This window comes from Acetobacter senegalensis (genome assembly GCF_001499615.1).
GTDB classification, from domain to species: domain Bacteria; phylum Pseudomonadota; class Alphaproteobacteria; order Acetobacterales; family Acetobacteraceae; genus Acetobacter; species Acetobacter senegalensis.
The window spans coordinates 1,959,863-1,974,853 of sequence record NZ_LN606600.1 but is presented as its reverse complement, the minus strand read 5'-3'; the positions used below and the strand labels follow the sequence as shown (position 1 = coordinate 1,974,853).

15 protein-coding genes and 1 tRNA gene are annotated in these 14,991 nt (G+C 54.4%); 9 read left to right on the top strand and 7 right to left on the bottom strand.

What is annotated here, in order from left to right:
• The first annotated feature begins 65 nt into the window (after positions 1-65).
• Entirely contained in the window at positions 66-1,346 is a 1,281-nt protein-coding gene (gene gabT / locus ASN_RS09040; RefSeq protein WP_058987976.1) for a 4-aminobutyrate--2-oxoglutarate transaminase, read from the top strand.
• Between the two features lie 223 nt (positions 1,347-1,569).
• On the opposite strand, the gene ASN_RS09035 is transcribed toward gabT, so the two are convergent.
• From ASN_RS09035 to gatC, 7 genes are all read right to left on the bottom strand, one after another.
• A complete protein-coding gene (locus ASN_RS09035; protein ID WP_006559593.1) occupies positions 1,570-2,790 on the bottom strand; it encodes a cation:proton antiporter in 1,221 nt (406 codons plus the stop codon).
• A gap of 185 nt (positions 2,791-2,975) precedes the next feature.
• Complete coding sequence (locus tag ASN_RS19655) at positions 2,976-3,170, bottom strand: hypothetical protein (RefSeq protein WP_157765162.1); 195 nt, start codon at positions 3,168-3,170, stop codon at positions 2,976-2,978.
• Positions 3,171-3,447: 277 nt separating this feature from the next.
• Complete coding sequence (locus ASN_RS09030) at positions 3,448-4,734, bottom strand: restriction endonuclease (protein ID WP_058987975.1); 1,287 nt, start codon at positions 4,732-4,734, stop codon at positions 3,448-3,450.
• 1,388 nt (positions 4,735-6,122) lie between these two features.
• Positions 6,123-6,214 (bottom strand) — tRNA-Ser (locus tag ASN_RS09025).
• A 115-nt stretch (positions 6,215-6,329) separates the two neighbouring features.
• Entirely contained in the window at positions 6,330-7,784 is a 1,455-nt protein-coding gene (gene gatB, locus ASN_RS09020) for an Asp-tRNA(Asn)/Glu-tRNA(Gln) amidotransferase subunit GatB (protein WP_006559087.1), read from the bottom strand.
• A complete protein-coding gene (gene gatA / locus ASN_RS09015; RefSeq protein WP_035382089.1) occupies positions 7,781-9,268 on the bottom strand; it encodes an Asp-tRNA(Asn)/Glu-tRNA(Gln) amidotransferase subunit GatA in 1,488 nt (495 codons plus the stop codon). The genes gatB and gatA overlap by 4 nt, the downstream gene beginning before the upstream one ends.
• A gap of 1 nt (position 9,269) precedes the next feature.
• Complete coding sequence (gene gatC / locus ASN_RS09010) at positions 9,270-9,557, bottom strand: Asp-tRNA(Asn)/Glu-tRNA(Gln) amidotransferase subunit GatC (RefSeq protein ID WP_006559089.1); 288 nt, start codon at positions 9,555-9,557, stop codon at positions 9,270-9,272.
• A 78-nt stretch (positions 9,558-9,635) separates the two neighbouring features.
• On the opposite strand from gatC, the gene ruvX reads away from it, so the two are divergent.
• From ruvX to ASN_RS08965, 8 genes are all read left to right on the top strand, one after another.
• Entirely contained in the window at positions 9,636-10,112 is a 477-nt protein-coding gene (gene ruvX / locus ASN_RS09005) for a Holliday junction resolvase RuvX (protein ID WP_058987974.1), read from the top strand.
• A gap of 104 nt (positions 10,113-10,216) precedes the next feature.
• Positions 10,217-10,831 (top strand): endoglucanase, encoded by a 615-nt coding sequence (locus ASN_RS09000; protein WP_197603271.1) that lies wholly within the window; start codon positions 10,217-10,219, stop codon positions 10,829-10,831.
• 410 nt (positions 10,832-11,241) lie between these two features.
• Complete coding sequence (locus ASN_RS08995) at positions 11,242-11,433, top strand: hypothetical protein (RefSeq protein ID WP_045542060.1); 192 nt, start codon at positions 11,242-11,244, stop codon at positions 11,431-11,433.
• 242 nt (positions 11,434-11,675) lie between these two features.
• Positions 11,676-12,272, top strand: a complete 597-nt coding sequence (locus ASN_RS08990; protein ID WP_058987973.1) for an acetate uptake transporter — start codon at positions 11,676-11,678, stop codon at positions 12,270-12,272.
• Between the two features lie 202 nt (positions 12,273-12,474).
• Positions 12,475-12,945 (top strand): hypothetical protein, encoded by a 471-nt coding sequence (locus ASN_RS08985; RefSeq protein ID WP_035382084.1) that lies wholly within the window; start codon positions 12,475-12,477, stop codon positions 12,943-12,945.
• A gap of 792 nt (positions 12,946-13,737) precedes the next feature.
• Positions 13,738-14,256: a helix-turn-helix domain-containing protein gene (locus ASN_RS08975; RefSeq protein WP_058987971.1), complete on the top strand. Its 519-nt coding sequence runs from the start codon at positions 13,738-13,740 to the stop codon at positions 14,254-14,256.
• A 102-nt stretch (positions 14,257-14,358) separates the two neighbouring features.
• Positions 14,359-14,586: an AbrB/MazE/SpoVT family DNA-binding domain-containing protein gene (locus tag ASN_RS08970; RefSeq protein ID WP_003630907.1), complete on the top strand. Its 228-nt coding sequence runs from the start codon at positions 14,359-14,361 to the stop codon at positions 14,584-14,586.
• Positions 14,586-14,981, top strand: coding sequence for a type II toxin-antitoxin system death-on-curing family toxin (locus ASN_RS08965; protein WP_058987970.1), 396 nt, complete (start codon positions 14,586-14,588; stop codon positions 14,979-14,981). Before ASN_RS08970 ends, ASN_RS08965 begins: the two co-directional genes overlap by 1 nt.
• Positions 14,982-14,991: the final 10 nt, after the last annotated feature.

The window sequence follows — 14,991 nt, the reverse complement described above, 5'->3', positions numbered from 1 at the left end:
AGGTGACCACACCGGGCTTATTCCCGGTATCTCTCTTTTTTGCCCCCATAAGGAGCCCCTTTGGCATGAGCACCACCAACAAGGACCTTCTCACCCGCCGCGCCAATGCCGTGCCGCGTGGTGTTGCCACAGCTACACCTGTGTTTGCAGATCGCGCTGAAAACGCTGAACTGTGGGATGTGGAAGGTCGCCGCTACATTGATTTCGCAGGCGGAATTGCGGTGCTGAATGTGGGCCATCGTCACCCCAAGGTGTTGGCTGCGGCCAAGGCTCAGCTAGAGCGTTTCACTCACACGGCGTTTCAGGTTTCAGCCTACGAATCCTACATCGAACTGGCCGAAAAACTGAACGCCCTTGCGCCTTTTTCTGGCCCGGCCAAGACCATTTTCTTCTCCACCGGCGGGGAAGCGACGGAAAATGCCGTTAAAATTGCGCGCGCTGCCACCGGCCGCAACGGGGTGATTGCTTTCTGCGGCGGGTTCCATGGCCGCACGCTGCTGGCCTCTGCCATGACGGGCAAGGTTCTGCCCTACAAAGCACCGTTTGGCACCTTGCCGGGACAGGTTTATCACCTCCCCTTCCCTGATGGAGACGTAACAGTAGAAGACAGCCTGAAAATGCTGCACTTCCTGTTTGCGTCAGACATTGGGCCGGAGCAGGTTGCCGCCATTATTATTGAACCCGTGCAGGGTGAAGGTGGCTTCCGCATCGCGCCGCCTGCCCTGCTGAAGCATCTCCGCAGCCTCTGCGATGAACACGGCATCAAGCTGATTGCGGATGAAGTGCAGACCGGTTTTGCCCGGACCGGCAAAATGTTTGGCATTGAGCACTCCGGCGTTGAGCCTGATCTGGTGTCTGTCGCCAAGTCTCTGGGCGGTGGCTTTCCCATTTCCGGTGTGATTGGACGAGCGGACCTGATGGATTCCGTGCCGCCGGGGGGCCTGGGCGGCACCTATGCCGGGGCACCGCTGGCCTGTGCCGCAGCGCTGGCCGTGCTGGATGTGATTGAAGAAGAAAAGCTGATTGACCGTGCAAACACCATGGGCGAACGCCTGAAGGCACGAATCAATGGCTGGCACAAACGCAAGGATATTCTCCCCGTCAGCACCGCACGCGGACTGGGCGCCATGATTGCGTTTGATATTCTTGAAAACCATGCTGGAGAAGAACAGCGCGCAGGCTTTGCCAGCAAAGTCTGTGCCAAAGCCTGTGAAAAAGGGCTGATCCTGCTCTCCTGTGGAGTAAAGGGCGCCACCATTCGTATTCTCACCCCGCTCACCGCTTCCGATGCGCTGGTGGACGAAGGGCTGGACGTGATTGAACAGGTTCTGGTTGAACTGGCCTGACCGACACATTCTCCTTTGAGACAAAAAAAGAGAGCCTCCCGTGGGGCTCTCTTTTTTGCTTTTGAACTCTCTGCGTCAGACATATCTGCTCAGGCAAGACGGTCTGCAAGCCAGCAATCAAACCAGCGATAACGAGGGCAGCCCCATTATAAGAGGGTAGAAAATCTTCCTGCTCAGTATTTCTGCCTTATCTAATGAAGAAGCTGCATAGCCCCTTCTGCTTTTACGCTTGCTCTGCTGACTTGCCGGAAAACAGTCGGAACAGAGGACCTGTAAGAGAGGTGGAAATAACCGCCAGCACCATCAGAGCAGCAAAGGCGAACTCCGAGATCATACCTTGCGCGTGAAGAATGGTCGCGGCCACAATTTCCATCAGCCCCTTACATTGCAACAATGCTCCCACGCTCAGCCGCTGGCGCGATGTGAGACCGGAAGCGGGAGGGAAAAGATAGACTGCTCCCATCTTGGTCACGATGGAGACCGCCACCAGCGCCAGAGAAGCCGCCAGAGAAGGCCATGTCAGGGCATCGCCATCAATTTTCAGGCCACTATGGCCAAAGAACATGGGAGCAAGCCAGATAAGGGCAAAGGTGCCAACTTCCTCCACCGGCAGGCGACGCACCCAGCTTGGCGGCATGATAGCCCCAGCAAAGTAAGCCCCAATCAGTTCATGCAAACCAAGCTGCTTGCTAGCCCATGATCCGGCAGCCAGATAAACAGGCACTGCGGCCCAGATCACAATAAGGGGGGGATGCCGGAAATGCCGGGCCGCCCAGCCGCCAGCAGAAGCCAGCCCAACCAGCAGAAACACCGCCAGAAATTCCAGCCAGGACCAGCCATGCAGCGCAGAAGGTCCTTTGGCCATGAACTGCAGAATGGCCAACCCGATCCAGAGGGCAGCATCATCCACCACCGCCAGCTTCAGGGCCAACTGCCCCACTGCGCGGTGCACAGGTTCAAGCTCACGCACAATGCCTATCAGCACCGGCAGCGCGCTGACAGCAATACACAACCCCAGGGAAACAGCCCCCATCAAGGGAGAGACCTGCGGAGCCGCCCAGCCGTGAAGAGGCAGAAAGAACTGATAGACCACCAGAGAGCCGATCAGAAACGGCCCTCCCAGCGCTACGACAGCACCGCCAAGCAGCCGCCCCAAAGAGGGCGAAGGAATGGCCTCTTCCGCTCCTTTGCCGTGGTTTGGGTCCACCCACATTTCCAGCCCGGCCGTAAATGCCAGCACAAGCACGGCTACCCAGCCGATATCATCCCCATAAACAGAAGGAATTCCCCACTGCTCAACAGGCACATGCCAAACTGCCAGCAGAATACCCAAAAGTATTGGCAAAACGACTATTGGTAATACTCTACGCGTTACACGCCACAAAACCCACGGAAAGAGAACAAAAACACCAAAATCCGCAAAAAGAGATATTATTTTTTCCATTCTTGCCCTCCCTTTTGGATTAAAAAATATACATTATCTGTCTTTTTATCATTATAAATTGATATTTCCAACCAATACCATCCTATCGACATATTCTCTTCATTTTTTACCTAGAGAGTGCGTTGTATCATTGCACGCCAACACAACGTCACGTTTCGCAGTTTCCCGCGTATTATCTTTATAATTCACTGTATTAAAAGAGAAATTCTTCCCCTCTTTTCTCGCTCAGGCAGGAGAACGAAGACGAAGAGAACAAAATGTAATTTTTCTTTTAATCGGCCGATCCTGTCCGTTGTCGGACAAAAGAGCACCCGCGCCCAAGCTCCGGCTGCGAGCACGTTGCGCAGCGTCTCCTCACTGCTGAAAACCGTCTCAGCCATGCAGTGGGTCACTCATCATCGCTTTTGAAGCATCAGATCACAAGACCGGGTTCGATCTGAGACGACGCAAGCTTTCAAGAAAGCGCCACCGATGAGAGACTTCCCTATCATCGGATAGAATGCACAAAGAAGCTGAGATCAAACGCACCCGTCAACACCCCGCCCCTAAGCATGTGTTACCGGAGAACGGGAGCCACGCCCCTCGTTCACGATGCCCGTTGAGCAAGCACAACCCATTCTTCAAGAAAGAGGCAGAGGCAGGATAACGTGCGGCGTGTTACCCTCTCACGCGGGCAGATGTAAAATTTTCCAGACGTCTGACAAAATCTTGCAGTTCATCATGGTGCAGAAGAAATATCTTGTTTGTTTTTGCCAGTTGCTGCGCGGGAATTGTGTAAGGGGCATTTGAAACAACGGCCGCAAAACGTCCTGCATAATGGTGTCTGGCGGCAGCTACCTGCTGCACGGCATCATTCCCGACAGCCCTTGAATAAAGCTTGCACTGCAGGATCAGACGCAGGCCTTTTTTTGTCGCAACAATATCTGCTCCCTGATCTCCACATTCCGATGTGACGATTGCATCCCACCCCGCTTTTTTAAGCAGCTTTGCGCAATAACGTTCATAATCAAACGGGTCCATATCGGGGGTATAGATATCAGGATTACTGTTCTTGGCCGCAACAGCATGCGGCTCCTTGAAGGCAACCTGATCCAGATATGTCAGCAGTTCCGGTGTGGCTTTTTCAAAATATTTTTCGTACCCATGCTTGCTCAGGCAGGCATACATTTCCCGCCGCATGAATTCGGATTTTTCCTTATTCCATTTATCATAAATGGTTGTGCCATATGCGTTCTGAAAAACCAGTTGCTTGCGCCGGATCTGAAGCCGATCAGCCAGAGTATCAATCAGGCGTTTTCCGGTTTGCACCGTATTTCTAAACGTACGCCGCCGCCGATAAGCTCCTGCCGCTTTAAGCAGAACATACAGACCCACGCCCCATTCAATGACTTTTACAAACCCATTATGCCATCCTATCTGCGCAGACAGTGTGGACATTTTTTTCCAAAGAGCCTGAAAGCTGTTTTTGACACTATCGATTACAGGTTGCCCCCCCACAGAGCGGGCGGAAAATGTCTCACTCTGCGTTTTGTCAGCTTTATGCGAAACAGGTTGCCTTTGGCTGCTGGCAGAATGCTCGGTACGGAATGACTCAACGGTATGAATCAGATCCTGCTCAGCTTCTGACGTTTCAAGAAGAGGTGTGACAGCACGTCTGGCAAAATACAACGGAGGCAAGCCGGGTGTTGGTGGTGTTTTGCGCAGCAACAGCACATCACCATTTTCAGCTATTTCATCCCATCGGCCGGTATCATTTATAATGCGGCAATCATACAGTTTCTGGAATCTTGAGAAATCATGCCCATGCAGCATCGCCTCATTGGCATCCCGCGTGGCGCTAGGGGTGGCGCAGGCCAGAGTTGGCGCTGTTAACCGATAAACCGTTTCCGCTTGCGCCGGGCTCACCACAAACGCAGCAACGCTGACGATATACCGGATTTTCACCTTGTTGCATCCCTTCAGTCTCGGAACCCGCAGTGCGGCGCAACGGACACGCAAAGGCGTAGACTCACAGGCTGCAACAGGATCGGGTAAATTCACTTATCATTTTGGCTCAGATTACAAAAAAACTAAAGCCGGAAAGCGCATAACACCTTGTGAAAACGACTTTTCTTGGAAAAAAGAGGTCCTGATTGCGTCACTTTTTATCTTATGCCGCCCTCTGGATGCCCGTTTTAGGAAAAAACAGGTGAGAGAATCGGAAAAAGCGTTCTTCTCTCACATCAAGTTCAAGCGCTTACAAAGCAAAAGACCCGATCCTGACTACCATCTCCCCTACCCCAGAGGCCTGGTGCACACACCATGGAGACCGATTGAACATCAGAAAAAGACCGGGATGGTTTTCACAAGATGCACGCTGAAAACGTGGGCAACACAACAGCCCTACCCACAACAGAAGGCTATTCGTCTTCTCCCATCCCTTTGCCACCGGACATCCTGATGGCGCCTATCAAGAAGTAGCCATCACCACAGGCATGGGTTGAACAAGGCTTCACAAAAACACAGAGTTTGCAGAAATCTCGCGGCTCTTGAGGTTCTCACTCGGGGCGTAGAGTGCCTGTCATCATTTCAACGCATCTACGCGTATGTGAATAACAATACATTCTGCCTCGACAACAGAAACACATTTTCAGGCGACCAAGAACCCTCCCTACAGAGGAGGTCTTTAAGACACTGTTTGATGGTCAGTGGCTGTAGCAGAGGCAGAGGCAGAGGCAGAGGCAGAGGCAGAGGCAGAGGCAGAGGCAGAGGCAGAGGCAGAAACTGACGAGAGTTATTTTAGGCTGAAAAGGCAAATTTGCAGGCTTGAGAGGGCCATAGAAACAAAAAACCTACATTTTCCGCCTCACCGAGCCTCATCTGACCCAACCTGACTGATTTTTCAAACTCCCGTAGCACATCCCCTCAGACGTATGGGCGGCGTGACCCGCGATAGCGATACGGGAGAATATCTTTCTAACAACGCTGATCCTATCGCATGCAGCACATCAACACAGACTGCGAAAGCCGAGACTGCCTTCTCGATCATCCCATCGCCTTTTAAGCTCATCTCCCCCGGGCTCCAATTCGGCCGTTCAGAAGCAACGGATACGCGGGTATCTATGTCGCTCTCGTCACGTGCGCCACAGCAGCGTTAGGGTGACGGAGCAAAACTCTCCCTAGGCTACCCGCAATAGCGGAACAGGAGCGCGTCCAACTCGCAACGAAACAAGGGAGTATGGAACTCACCAACCTCACAAAGGCCCCCACATGCCATATGAGGAGGCTGAGAAAAGCCCCCACAAAACCCATTTTATGAGGCTTGGATGCCGTGACTTAAATCAGGGAGTTGTTGGCGGAGGGGAAGGGATTCGAACCCTCGATACAGTTTAACCCGTATAACGGTTTAGCAAACCGTCGCCTTCAGCCACTCGGCCACCCCTCCGCAAGAAGAGTGTAAAGATACACGACGTTTGCATTGGTGCTTTTAGGAGGTTCTTTGCTTTCCGTCAAACCCCCTAAACGCTTATTTGAGGGGATTTTTTACATCCCCTCACCCCTTATCCGTTCAGTTTGGCTTTCAGAGCCTCGTTCACCAGAGCTGGGTTGGCTTTGCCTTTGGTTTCTTTCATGACCTGCCCCACAAAGAAGCCGAACAACTTATCCTTGCCAGAGCGGAATTCTTCCACCTTGTCCGCATGTTTGGCCATGATGGCGTCCACAGCGGCGTCAATCACGCCGGTATCCGTTACCTGCTTGAGGCCTTTTTTCTCAACAATGGCGTCCGGGCTTTCCCCCGTTTCCACCATGTCTTCAAACACATCCTTGGCAATCTTGCCGTTGATGGTGCCATCGGAAATCAGGTCCAGCATCTTGCCAAGCGCTTCCGCGCTGACAGGACTGTTTTCAATGGTGCGCCCGGTGCGATTCAGGGCAGCAAACAGATCCCCCGTCACCCATGTCACCGCCAGCTTACCATCACGCCCTTTGGCAACGGTTTCAAAGAAATCCGCCACAGACTGTTCCGCCACCAGCACCCCGGCATCATAAAACGGAATGCCGTAGTCTTTCTGGAAACGGGCACGCTTGGCGTCCGGCAGCTCCGGCAGGGCCGCTTTAAGGCCATCCACCCAAGCCTGTTCAATCACCAGCGGCAGCAGATCAGGGTCAGGGAAGTAACGGTAATCATGCGCGTCTTCCTTGGAGCGCATGGTGCGGGTTTCCCCACGGCCGGGATCAAACAGGCGGGTTTCCTGATCGACCTCGCCGCCATTTTCCCAGATTTCCACCTGACGCGCAGCTTCCACTTCAATGGCCTGCATGACAAAGCGGATGGAGTTGACGTTCTTGATCTCGCAGCGCGTACGGAACGGCTCACCCGCTTTCCGAACAGACACGTTCACGTCCGCCCGCATGGAGCCTTCTTCCATGTTGCCGTCACATGTGCCCAGATAACGCAGAATCTGGCGCAGCTTGCGCAGGTAGGCCCCGGCTTCTTCTGGCGCACGGATATCGGGTTCGCTGACAATTTCCATCAGCGCCACACCGGCGCGGTTCAGGTCCACAAAGGAACGGGTGGGGTCCTGATCATGCAGCAGCTTGCCCGCGTCCTGCTCCATATGCAGCCGGGTGATGCCGATCTGGCGGGTTTCACCCCCTGCCAGTTCAATTTCAATCGTGCCTTCCCCAACAATGGGGTGGGCAAACTGGCTGATCTGGTAGCCCTGCGGCAAATCCGCATAGAAGTAGTTCTTGCGGTCAAACCGGCTTTCCAGATTAATGCGGGCATTCAGGCCCAGACCCGTCCGGACAGCCTGCGCCACACATTCCCTGTTAATAACCGGCAACATGCCCGGAAAAGCCGCATCGACCAGACTGACCTGCGTGTTGGGCTCTCCGCCAAACTTGGTGGACGCGCCGGAAAACAGTTTGGACTGGCTGATGATCTGGGCATGCACCTCCAGCCCGACCACAATCTCCCAGTTTCCGGTTTTACCTTCAATAACGTAGCTCATGCACCTGCCTCCGCATGCAGGGTGGGCGTGTGGGCAAAGCCCGCAGCAGCCTCAAGCGCGCCGCCAACAGACAGCACGGTTTCCTCATCAAAATGCCGACCAATAATTTGCAGCCCCAACGGCAGCCCTTTTGCGTCCAGCCCCACGGGCACGGACAGCGCAGGCACACCGGCCATGCTGGCTGGCACGGTAAAGATGTCGTTCAGATACATCTGCACCGGATCATCCATATTTTCACCCTGCGCAAACGCAGCACTTGGCGCGGTTGGGGTCAGCAGCACGTCCACCTGTTCAAAAGCCTGCACAAAGTCACGCTTGATCAGAGTGCGCACTTTCTGGGCCTTGAGGTAATACGCATCATAATAGCCAGCGGACAGCACATAGGTGCCCATCAGGATACGGTTGCGCACTTCTTCCCCAAACCCTTCGGCGCGGGTCCGCTCATAGATGCCATCCAGCGTGGGGGCGTCCTTGCGGGCACCAAAGCGAATGCCATCATACCGGGCCAGGTTGGATGAACACTCAGCAGGTGCAATGATGTAGTACGTGGCAAGCCCATATTTGGTGTGCGGCAGGGAAACATCCACAATCTCGCACCCGGCATCCCGCAGCCAGGCAATTCCCTGCTCCCACATGGCGGCAATTTCAGCAGGCAGACCAGGCGCACGATATTCTGCCGGAATCCCGACCCGCAGGCCTTTTACACTTTTGCCAACAGCCTGAGCAAAAGCGGGAACCGGGCGGTTGGAACTGGTGCTGTCTTTTTCATCAAAACCAGCCATGGCTTCCAGCATCAGCCCGGCATCTGCCACGCTGCGCGTCATGGGGCCAGCCTGATCAAGGGAGCTTGCAAACGCAATGGTACCCCAGCGACTGCACCGGCCATAGGTAGGTTTAAGCCCCACAATACCGCAGAAAGCGGCAGGCTGACGGATTGAGCCCCCCGTATCCGTGCCCGTAGCCGCCAGAGCCAGACCAGCCGCTACCGCAGCAGCGGAACCACCGGAAGACCCGCCCGGCACCAGCGCGGTTGCCTCATCCCCTTTCCGCTGCCACGGATTGAGAACCGATCCGAACGCGGATGTGATGTTGGCCGACCCCATGGCAAATTCGTCCAGGTTGGTCTTGCCCACAAAAACAGATCCGGCATCCAGCAGGCGCTGCGTCACGCTGCTTTCATACGGCGGTACAAAATCGGCCAGCATCTTGCTGGCAGCGGTTGTTTTAACCCCTTTAGTGCAGAACAGATCCTTCACGCCAATGGGCAGCCCTTCCATGGGGCGGGCTGTGCCATCAGCATAACGGGCATCTGCGGCATCAGCCGCTGCCAGAACATCTTTTTCCGGCAGAACGGTAATGTAGGCGTTCAGTTTGGGGTTCAGGCGCGCAATGGCCTGCATGTGCGCCGTGGCGAGGTCTCGCGCAGAAAATTTGCGGGCGGCAAGGCCAGTGCGCGCTTCGGTCAGGGTCAGTCCGGTCAGCATCTTATTCAACAACCTTGGGTACAGTGTAGAAGGGGCCAGATGTTTCCGGCGCGCAGGACAGAACGGCCTCACGGCAGTTTCCGTCTGTCACCACATCTTCACGTTGGCGCAGGGCTTCCATCTCCGTGCCCACCATGGGGGGCACGCCCTCAACATCCACCTCGGACAGTTGATCAACCCAGCCCAGAATGCCATCCAGCTTCTGGCGGACGGATTCAAGCTCAGCATCTTCAAGGCCGATGCGGGCCAGTTTCGCAATACGTCGGGTGGTCGCGAGGTCAAGCGACATGAAAGCAGACTCTCTTCAGACTGTTTAGGGGAAAAAAGCCCTAGCATAATCGGGCGCAAGGCAACATACCGTGCAGACATGGCACTCCTTAATCTGACCGACCTGACCGCCGCTCTGGCCCGCAATGACCGTCTGCTGGGCATAGATCCCGGCCGCAAGCAGGTCGGCCTTGCCCTTTCCGATGTCTCACGCATGGTGGCCACCCCGCTGGAAACCGTAAAACGCGGCAAACTGGGCGCCATGGCGACCCACATCCGCACGCTGGCCGACCGGCACGGCATTGGCGGAATGGTGATCGGCATTCCTCTCTCCCTTGATGGCTCGTTCGGGCCAGCCGCACAGGCGGCAAAGGACTGGGCCATGGCACTTTCTGATCAGACCGGTCTGCCCGTCTGTCTGTGGGATGAACGCCTTTCTTCTTCCGCCGTAAACCGGATGCTGATTCAGGAAGCAGACCTGTCACGCAAAAAACGGGAAGGTGTGGTGGACCAGCTGGCAGCCGCCTATATCCTGCAAGCCGCGCTGGACAGCATACCCCGGCCTGCTCTTTTTTGACGGCTCCCGCCCTGTGACACAGGGTCGGCACAGCCTGTTCTCATATTTGCCATAAACAGTTTCCATCTTCATACGATTGAACGAACAGCATTTGGAGATTTTTTATGGCGCTTATGACGATCCGTACGTTCGCAACGACCCTGCTTGCCACCGCGGCGTTTACTCTCTCCCTGCCCGGTGCGCACGCTGAAGAACAGGGACCGATCAACCGCGCCTGGAACGATACCCGCTCCACCACCACCAATGCGTGGGACAAAACCAAGCAGGGTACCGCCAAAACATGGGACCGCACCAAAGAGGGGTCCGAAAAGGCTTGGAACAAAACCGAAAACGGCACTTCCGAAGCCTGGGACAAGACAAAGCAGGGCACTGCCAAAACGTGGGACCGCACCAAGGATGGGTCCGAAAAGGCATGGGATAAAACCAAAAACGGCACTTCCGAAGCTTGGGACAAGACAAAGCAGGGTACCGCCAAAACGTGGGACCGCACCAAGGAAGGGTCCGAAAAGGCATGGGACAAAACCAAAAACGGCACTTCCGAAGCCTGGGACAAGACGAAGGAAGGGACCAATCACGCTTGGAACAAAACAAAGAACGGCACGGAAGAGGCTGCTGACTCCACAAAGAACTGGAGCAAACGGACCGGCAAGAAAATTGGCAACTGGGGCAAGGAAGCTGGACAGGACATCAGCAATACATTTTCTGGCAACAGCAAATAAAACAAACGGCCCCATTGTTTGAGGGAAGAGCAGCACGCTCTTTCCTCCCGAACAGAGAAAACCCCCACTTCCAAACGGATGTGGGGGTTTTTTATGGACCTGCGGGAAGAAGGTTAGAGATCACAACCATGCTTTTCTTCTCCCTCGTCTTTTGATCAGTTTTCGCCAGAAGACAGAAAAACTTCGGGAAAAGACGTTTTTCAGAGTTATCCAATAGTCTTGAAATGCTGTCATCAGCCACTCCTTTTTCTTTTGTTTTCCAATAATTTCATATCTCCATGGCACGAATATGACCGAAGTTCTTTTTCAGTTCATTTCCGAAAAGACAAGAGAGTTTCATGGAAACGTCACACCGTTGGAGGAAAAGAGAGGCTAAAAGGCCCTCGCACGTAAGCGCACAGGAAAGCACAATGCCCCGTTTTAACGAGCAGTCCCTCACCCCTGCCCCCAATGAAAAATGGCGCGAAGCCGTTCGGGAAACATGGCGGCAGACACTTCTGTATATCTGGGAACAGCCGACCGATCTGCCTGCCCCCCGACCAGCCCGTGCCAAAAGCGCGTCCTCCCTGGAACGGCTGACACCTGCATATAGCCAGAACTGAGCTCCATAGCGGCCTTTCGGCGGCTGAGACACAGAGCAGCCTCAGACAGTTTTTTATACAAACATCCGCTCCGGCTCTCTCCTGTTTCTCTTCTGGAAAAAAGACACAGAGAGCGATAACGACCAAATAGAGCAGGCGTTCTATAAAATAAAAGTTACGCTGCCGCTTGACGATTTCATGCGGAGTCTTTCTACAGCATCCAGTATGATCGTGTCATAACAACAAGAACAGAAGTTCTGACAATGGCACAATCTGACACACTCCTTGCGAACCCCGCCCCCCTTGGGCTGATGGGTTTTGGCATGACCACCGTCCTGCTGAATCTGCACAACGCAGGACTGGTGCCCATGGGCGCCGCCATTCTGGGCATGGGCCTGATGTTTGGCGGCTTTGCCCAGATTATTGCGGGCATTTTAGAATTCCTTAAAGGAAACACCTTCGGTTTAACCGCCTTTACGGCCTATGGCGCTTTCTGGCTGTCCCTTGTGGCGCTGATCGCCCTGCCCAAGCTCAACATTGTTGCTGCAACTGACCCCAGCCTGATGGGTAGCTACCTGCTGGTATGGGGGCTTTTTACCTTTGTCATGTTCCTCGGCACGCTGCGCGCCACCCGAGCACACCAGACCATTTTTGCATCGCTTGTGGTCCTGTTTGTTCTGCTGGGGCTGGGGGATCTGCTTGCCCAACCCAACCTGACCGTAATTGCCGGTTATGAAGGTATTTTCTGCGGTTTGTCAGCCATGTATCTGGCGGCAGCAGAAATTCTGGAAGCCCAGTTCCACTACGCAGTTCTTCCCGTAGGCCACGCAGGCCCCCGCCTGCGTGTTGCGATGGCCTGAAGCATCAGTCTGCACTCAGGCCACTTAAAACGACGCATTGCTCCTGCCGGAGCAATGCGTTTTTACAGGAACACCCCACGCCCCTTCTCCCTTCGGCGCATACCGGCTCCGCCCAATACGGATGGAACCCCTTCGGCAAACCAAACGTTTTTCCTTGTCTTAGCCAATCATGATTTTGCGTGAGAAAGGAAAAAGGCCCGGCATGCATGCTCTTGCCCGAATAACGTTTGGTGCCGCCAGTGTTCTGCTTATGGTTCTGGCAGTCCTTCTAGTGGGCTTTGGCATTTCCGACCTTATAAAGCAGCTCTTCAGTCATTCCTGGCAGACAGCCCAGACCGCCGTGGTACATGCCATCAGTTATGTGGTGATTGCTTTGGCTGTATTTGACGTAGCCAAATATTTTATGGAAGAGGAAGTCATTCTTTCACGCGGCAAGCATACTCTGGCAGAAGCCCGCGTCAGCCTTACCAAATTTATTACCAGCATTATTATCGCGGTGTTTGTAGAAGGACTGGTAGGGATTTTCGAGACACGAGGCGATGGTCCCGCCACGGTTATTTATCCAGCTTCCCTGCTGATTGTGGCCACGCTCATGGTTTTCTCTCTGGGCATCTATCTCAAGTTGAGCGTTCAGGCTGAAGGCGAAAAGAAGAAAGAGCAACTGGAGGACTGAGGCCCTTTCTTCCTCCATAAAGCTTTTGGGCCCCGAAGAAACCTCTGCCCTCTTGGGAACACAAAGCGGCACTGACCTGAAATGGCAGCAGCTCTGGCGCAATACCAAGACAACAACAGCTTACACAAAGCAGAGGGCAGTGGCGTACCGAGAAAGCATTATCGACTGGTGATAAATCGGATTACCGCTTAATCCTTGGACAAGAAAAGCTGTAACCAGCTTCTAACCAGTTTGTGCATAATTCCGCGAATAGTTGTGCATCGACGCGTAACGTTACACTACGGATCGCACGCAACACCTCGACAGAAAGTCTAGAGAAACCAACTGTCAAAGGGAGCGGATGAGCAGCAATGAGTAGCGCTGCCCGTTGTGCAGAGAAGATACGTGGCCCCGTATAAGGTGGGACTCTAGGCATGATAAGACTGCCACAACGTCACGGCTCTGGCACGGATTCCGTAGCCTCTTGGGTCCATTTCATGGTGCCAGACAGCATGAAGCCGACAATGAGGATGGGAAAAGAAAACACCAGAAATGGCTGTTTTCAGCCGGTCAAAGATGGTGGGCGCAACAGGGATTGAACCTGTGACCCCTACCATGTCAAAACCGGCTGACCCCAACAAAATCAGAGACTTACAGAGTCAAACACGTTCAAAAACGGCACGCACGATCAAGGAAAAATCGTGCAATGCGTGCGAGCAGCGTACTAGAAACTAACTCTATTGTCACGGATCTCCGGGCCTTTCAGGCAAGTTTTTTTCATCGCGTTCTGGTTTCGACCGGGAGTGCAAAGCGATGAGCCGCCATGCTTCCGTCAAGGCGGCTTTCCGCAAGCAGGTTCTGAGCCTCTATTTTGACCACCAACTGAAGCCTTCCGAAAAATCTGTGCTTATGACGCTCGCCACCTTCCTCGGGGCGGACGGCCTCTATCCGAGTCATGATGCCATCGCTCGAGCCTGTCGTTATTCGGTGCGGACGGTCATCCGGGCACTTGAACGGGGCTATGAGCTTGGACTGATCGAGCGAACCCACCGGCGCAAACGGGTTGAAGGACGATGGGTGAGAACCAGCAATACTTACAGACTGCTTATCAAAGCCAGTGATCAGGTTCGCGCGGCCGGAAAGCATATGGCCCGCGCCATTTTCCGTGGCGTGCAGGTTGTAAGTGACAGGATGGCGCAGAAGGCGTCCAGAGATATACATATTGAGGAGAAACGGCTGCTTTCAGGGCGTCGATACCCGGAGCCGCACGGTCCAAGCCAGTTTTCACCTGGCGAATGGATCGAAATCATCAAAGGCTGGGAAACCATCTGACCTGCAATTCAGTCTGATCAGCATTGCCAAAGGGGTATTTGCGCTTGTCACCCCTGATGCGCTCCTGTTACGTATTACGACATGTAATATGGAGATGAACCCATGGAAACGGTCGTCGTTCGCAAACAGGGTAATTCTGTGGGTGTCACCCTTCCAGCGGAGACACGTATCCGCCTTGGTCTTGAGGTCGGGCAGGAACTCACGCTGGTCGAAATGGCCGACGGAATCAAGCTCGTGAAACGTAATCTCAGGCTTGAACGCCAGATGCAGATGGCGCGTGAGACACTGCGTGAGCAGGCAGACGTTCTTCAGGAGCTGGCCAAGCGCTGATGCCGGATGTGCCTGAGTTTCTGGAACCTGACGCGGTGCTGTTCATGCACGATCAGGCCCTGAAGGAATACGGCGGAACCCACGGGCTCAAAAGCGAGGATCTGCTGTTCAGCGCGTTAGCCCGCGCGGAAAACCGCTGGCACTATGCTGAAGAGCCTCCGCCGGACACCGCGACTCTGGCTGCTGCCTACGCTTATGGCATCGCTCGCAATCATCCCTTCAATGACGCCAACAAGCGGACAGCATGGAGCTGCTGCGTCCTTTTCCTGCGGTTGAATGGCACGCGTGTGCAGGTCGGCGCTCCGGAAGCTGTCGAAGCCATGGTAGCTCTTGCGTCTGGCGCAATGGAGGAAGACGCGTTCGCGGTCTGGCTCCGGCAACATTTTCAAAACTAGTGATTCCACA

Excerpts from the sequence above, each read along its gene's own strand:
- gabT (WP_058987976.1), top strand. The coding sequence starts at position 66 with ATGAGCACCACCAACAAGGACCTTCTCACCCGCCGCGCCAATGCCGTG.
- ASN_RS09035 (WP_006559593.1), bottom strand. The coding sequence starts at position 2,790 with ATGGAAAAAATAATATCTCTTTTTGCGGATTTTGGTGTTTTTGTTCTC.
- ASN_RS19655 (WP_157765162.1), bottom strand. The coding sequence starts at position 3,170 with ATGGCTGAGACGGTTTTCAGCAGTGAGGAGACGCTGCGCAACGTGCTC.
- gatB (WP_006559087.1), bottom strand. The coding sequence starts at position 7,784 with ATGAGCTACGTTATTGAAGGTAAAACCGGAAACTGGGAGATTGTGGTC.
- gatA (WP_035382089.1), bottom strand. The coding sequence starts at position 9,268 with ATGCTGACCGGACTGACCCTGACCGAAGCGCGCACTGGCCTTGCCGCC.
- gatC (WP_006559089.1), bottom strand. The coding sequence starts at position 9,557 with ATGTCGCTTGACCTCGCGACCACCCGACGTATTGCGAAACTGGCCCGC.
- ruvX (WP_058987974.1), top strand. The coding sequence starts at position 9,636 with ATGGCACTCCTTAATCTGACCGACCTGACCGCCGCTCTGGCCCGCAAT.
- ASN_RS09000 (WP_197603271.1), top strand. The coding sequence starts at position 10,217 with ATGGCGCTTATGACGATCCGTACGTTCGCAACGACCCTGCTTGCCACC.
- ASN_RS08995 (WP_045542060.1), top strand. The coding sequence starts at position 11,242 with ATGCCCCGTTTTAACGAGCAGTCCCTCACCCCTGCCCCCAATGAAAAA.
- ASN_RS08990 (WP_058987973.1), top strand. The coding sequence starts at position 11,676 with ATGGCACAATCTGACACACTCCTTGCGAACCCCGCCCCCCTTGGGCTG.
- ASN_RS08985 (WP_035382084.1), top strand. The coding sequence starts at position 12,475 with ATGCATGCTCTTGCCCGAATAACGTTTGGTGCCGCCAGTGTTCTGCTT.
- ASN_RS08975 (WP_058987971.1), top strand. The coding sequence starts at position 13,738 with ATGAGCCGCCATGCTTCCGTCAAGGCGGCTTTCCGCAAGCAGGTTCTG.
- ASN_RS08970 (WP_003630907.1), top strand. The coding sequence starts at position 14,359 with ATGGAAACGGTCGTCGTTCGCAAACAGGGTAATTCTGTGGGTGTCACC.
- ASN_RS08965 (WP_058987970.1), top strand. The coding sequence starts at position 14,586 with ATGCCGGATGTGCCTGAGTTTCTGGAACCTGACGCGGTGCTGTTCATG.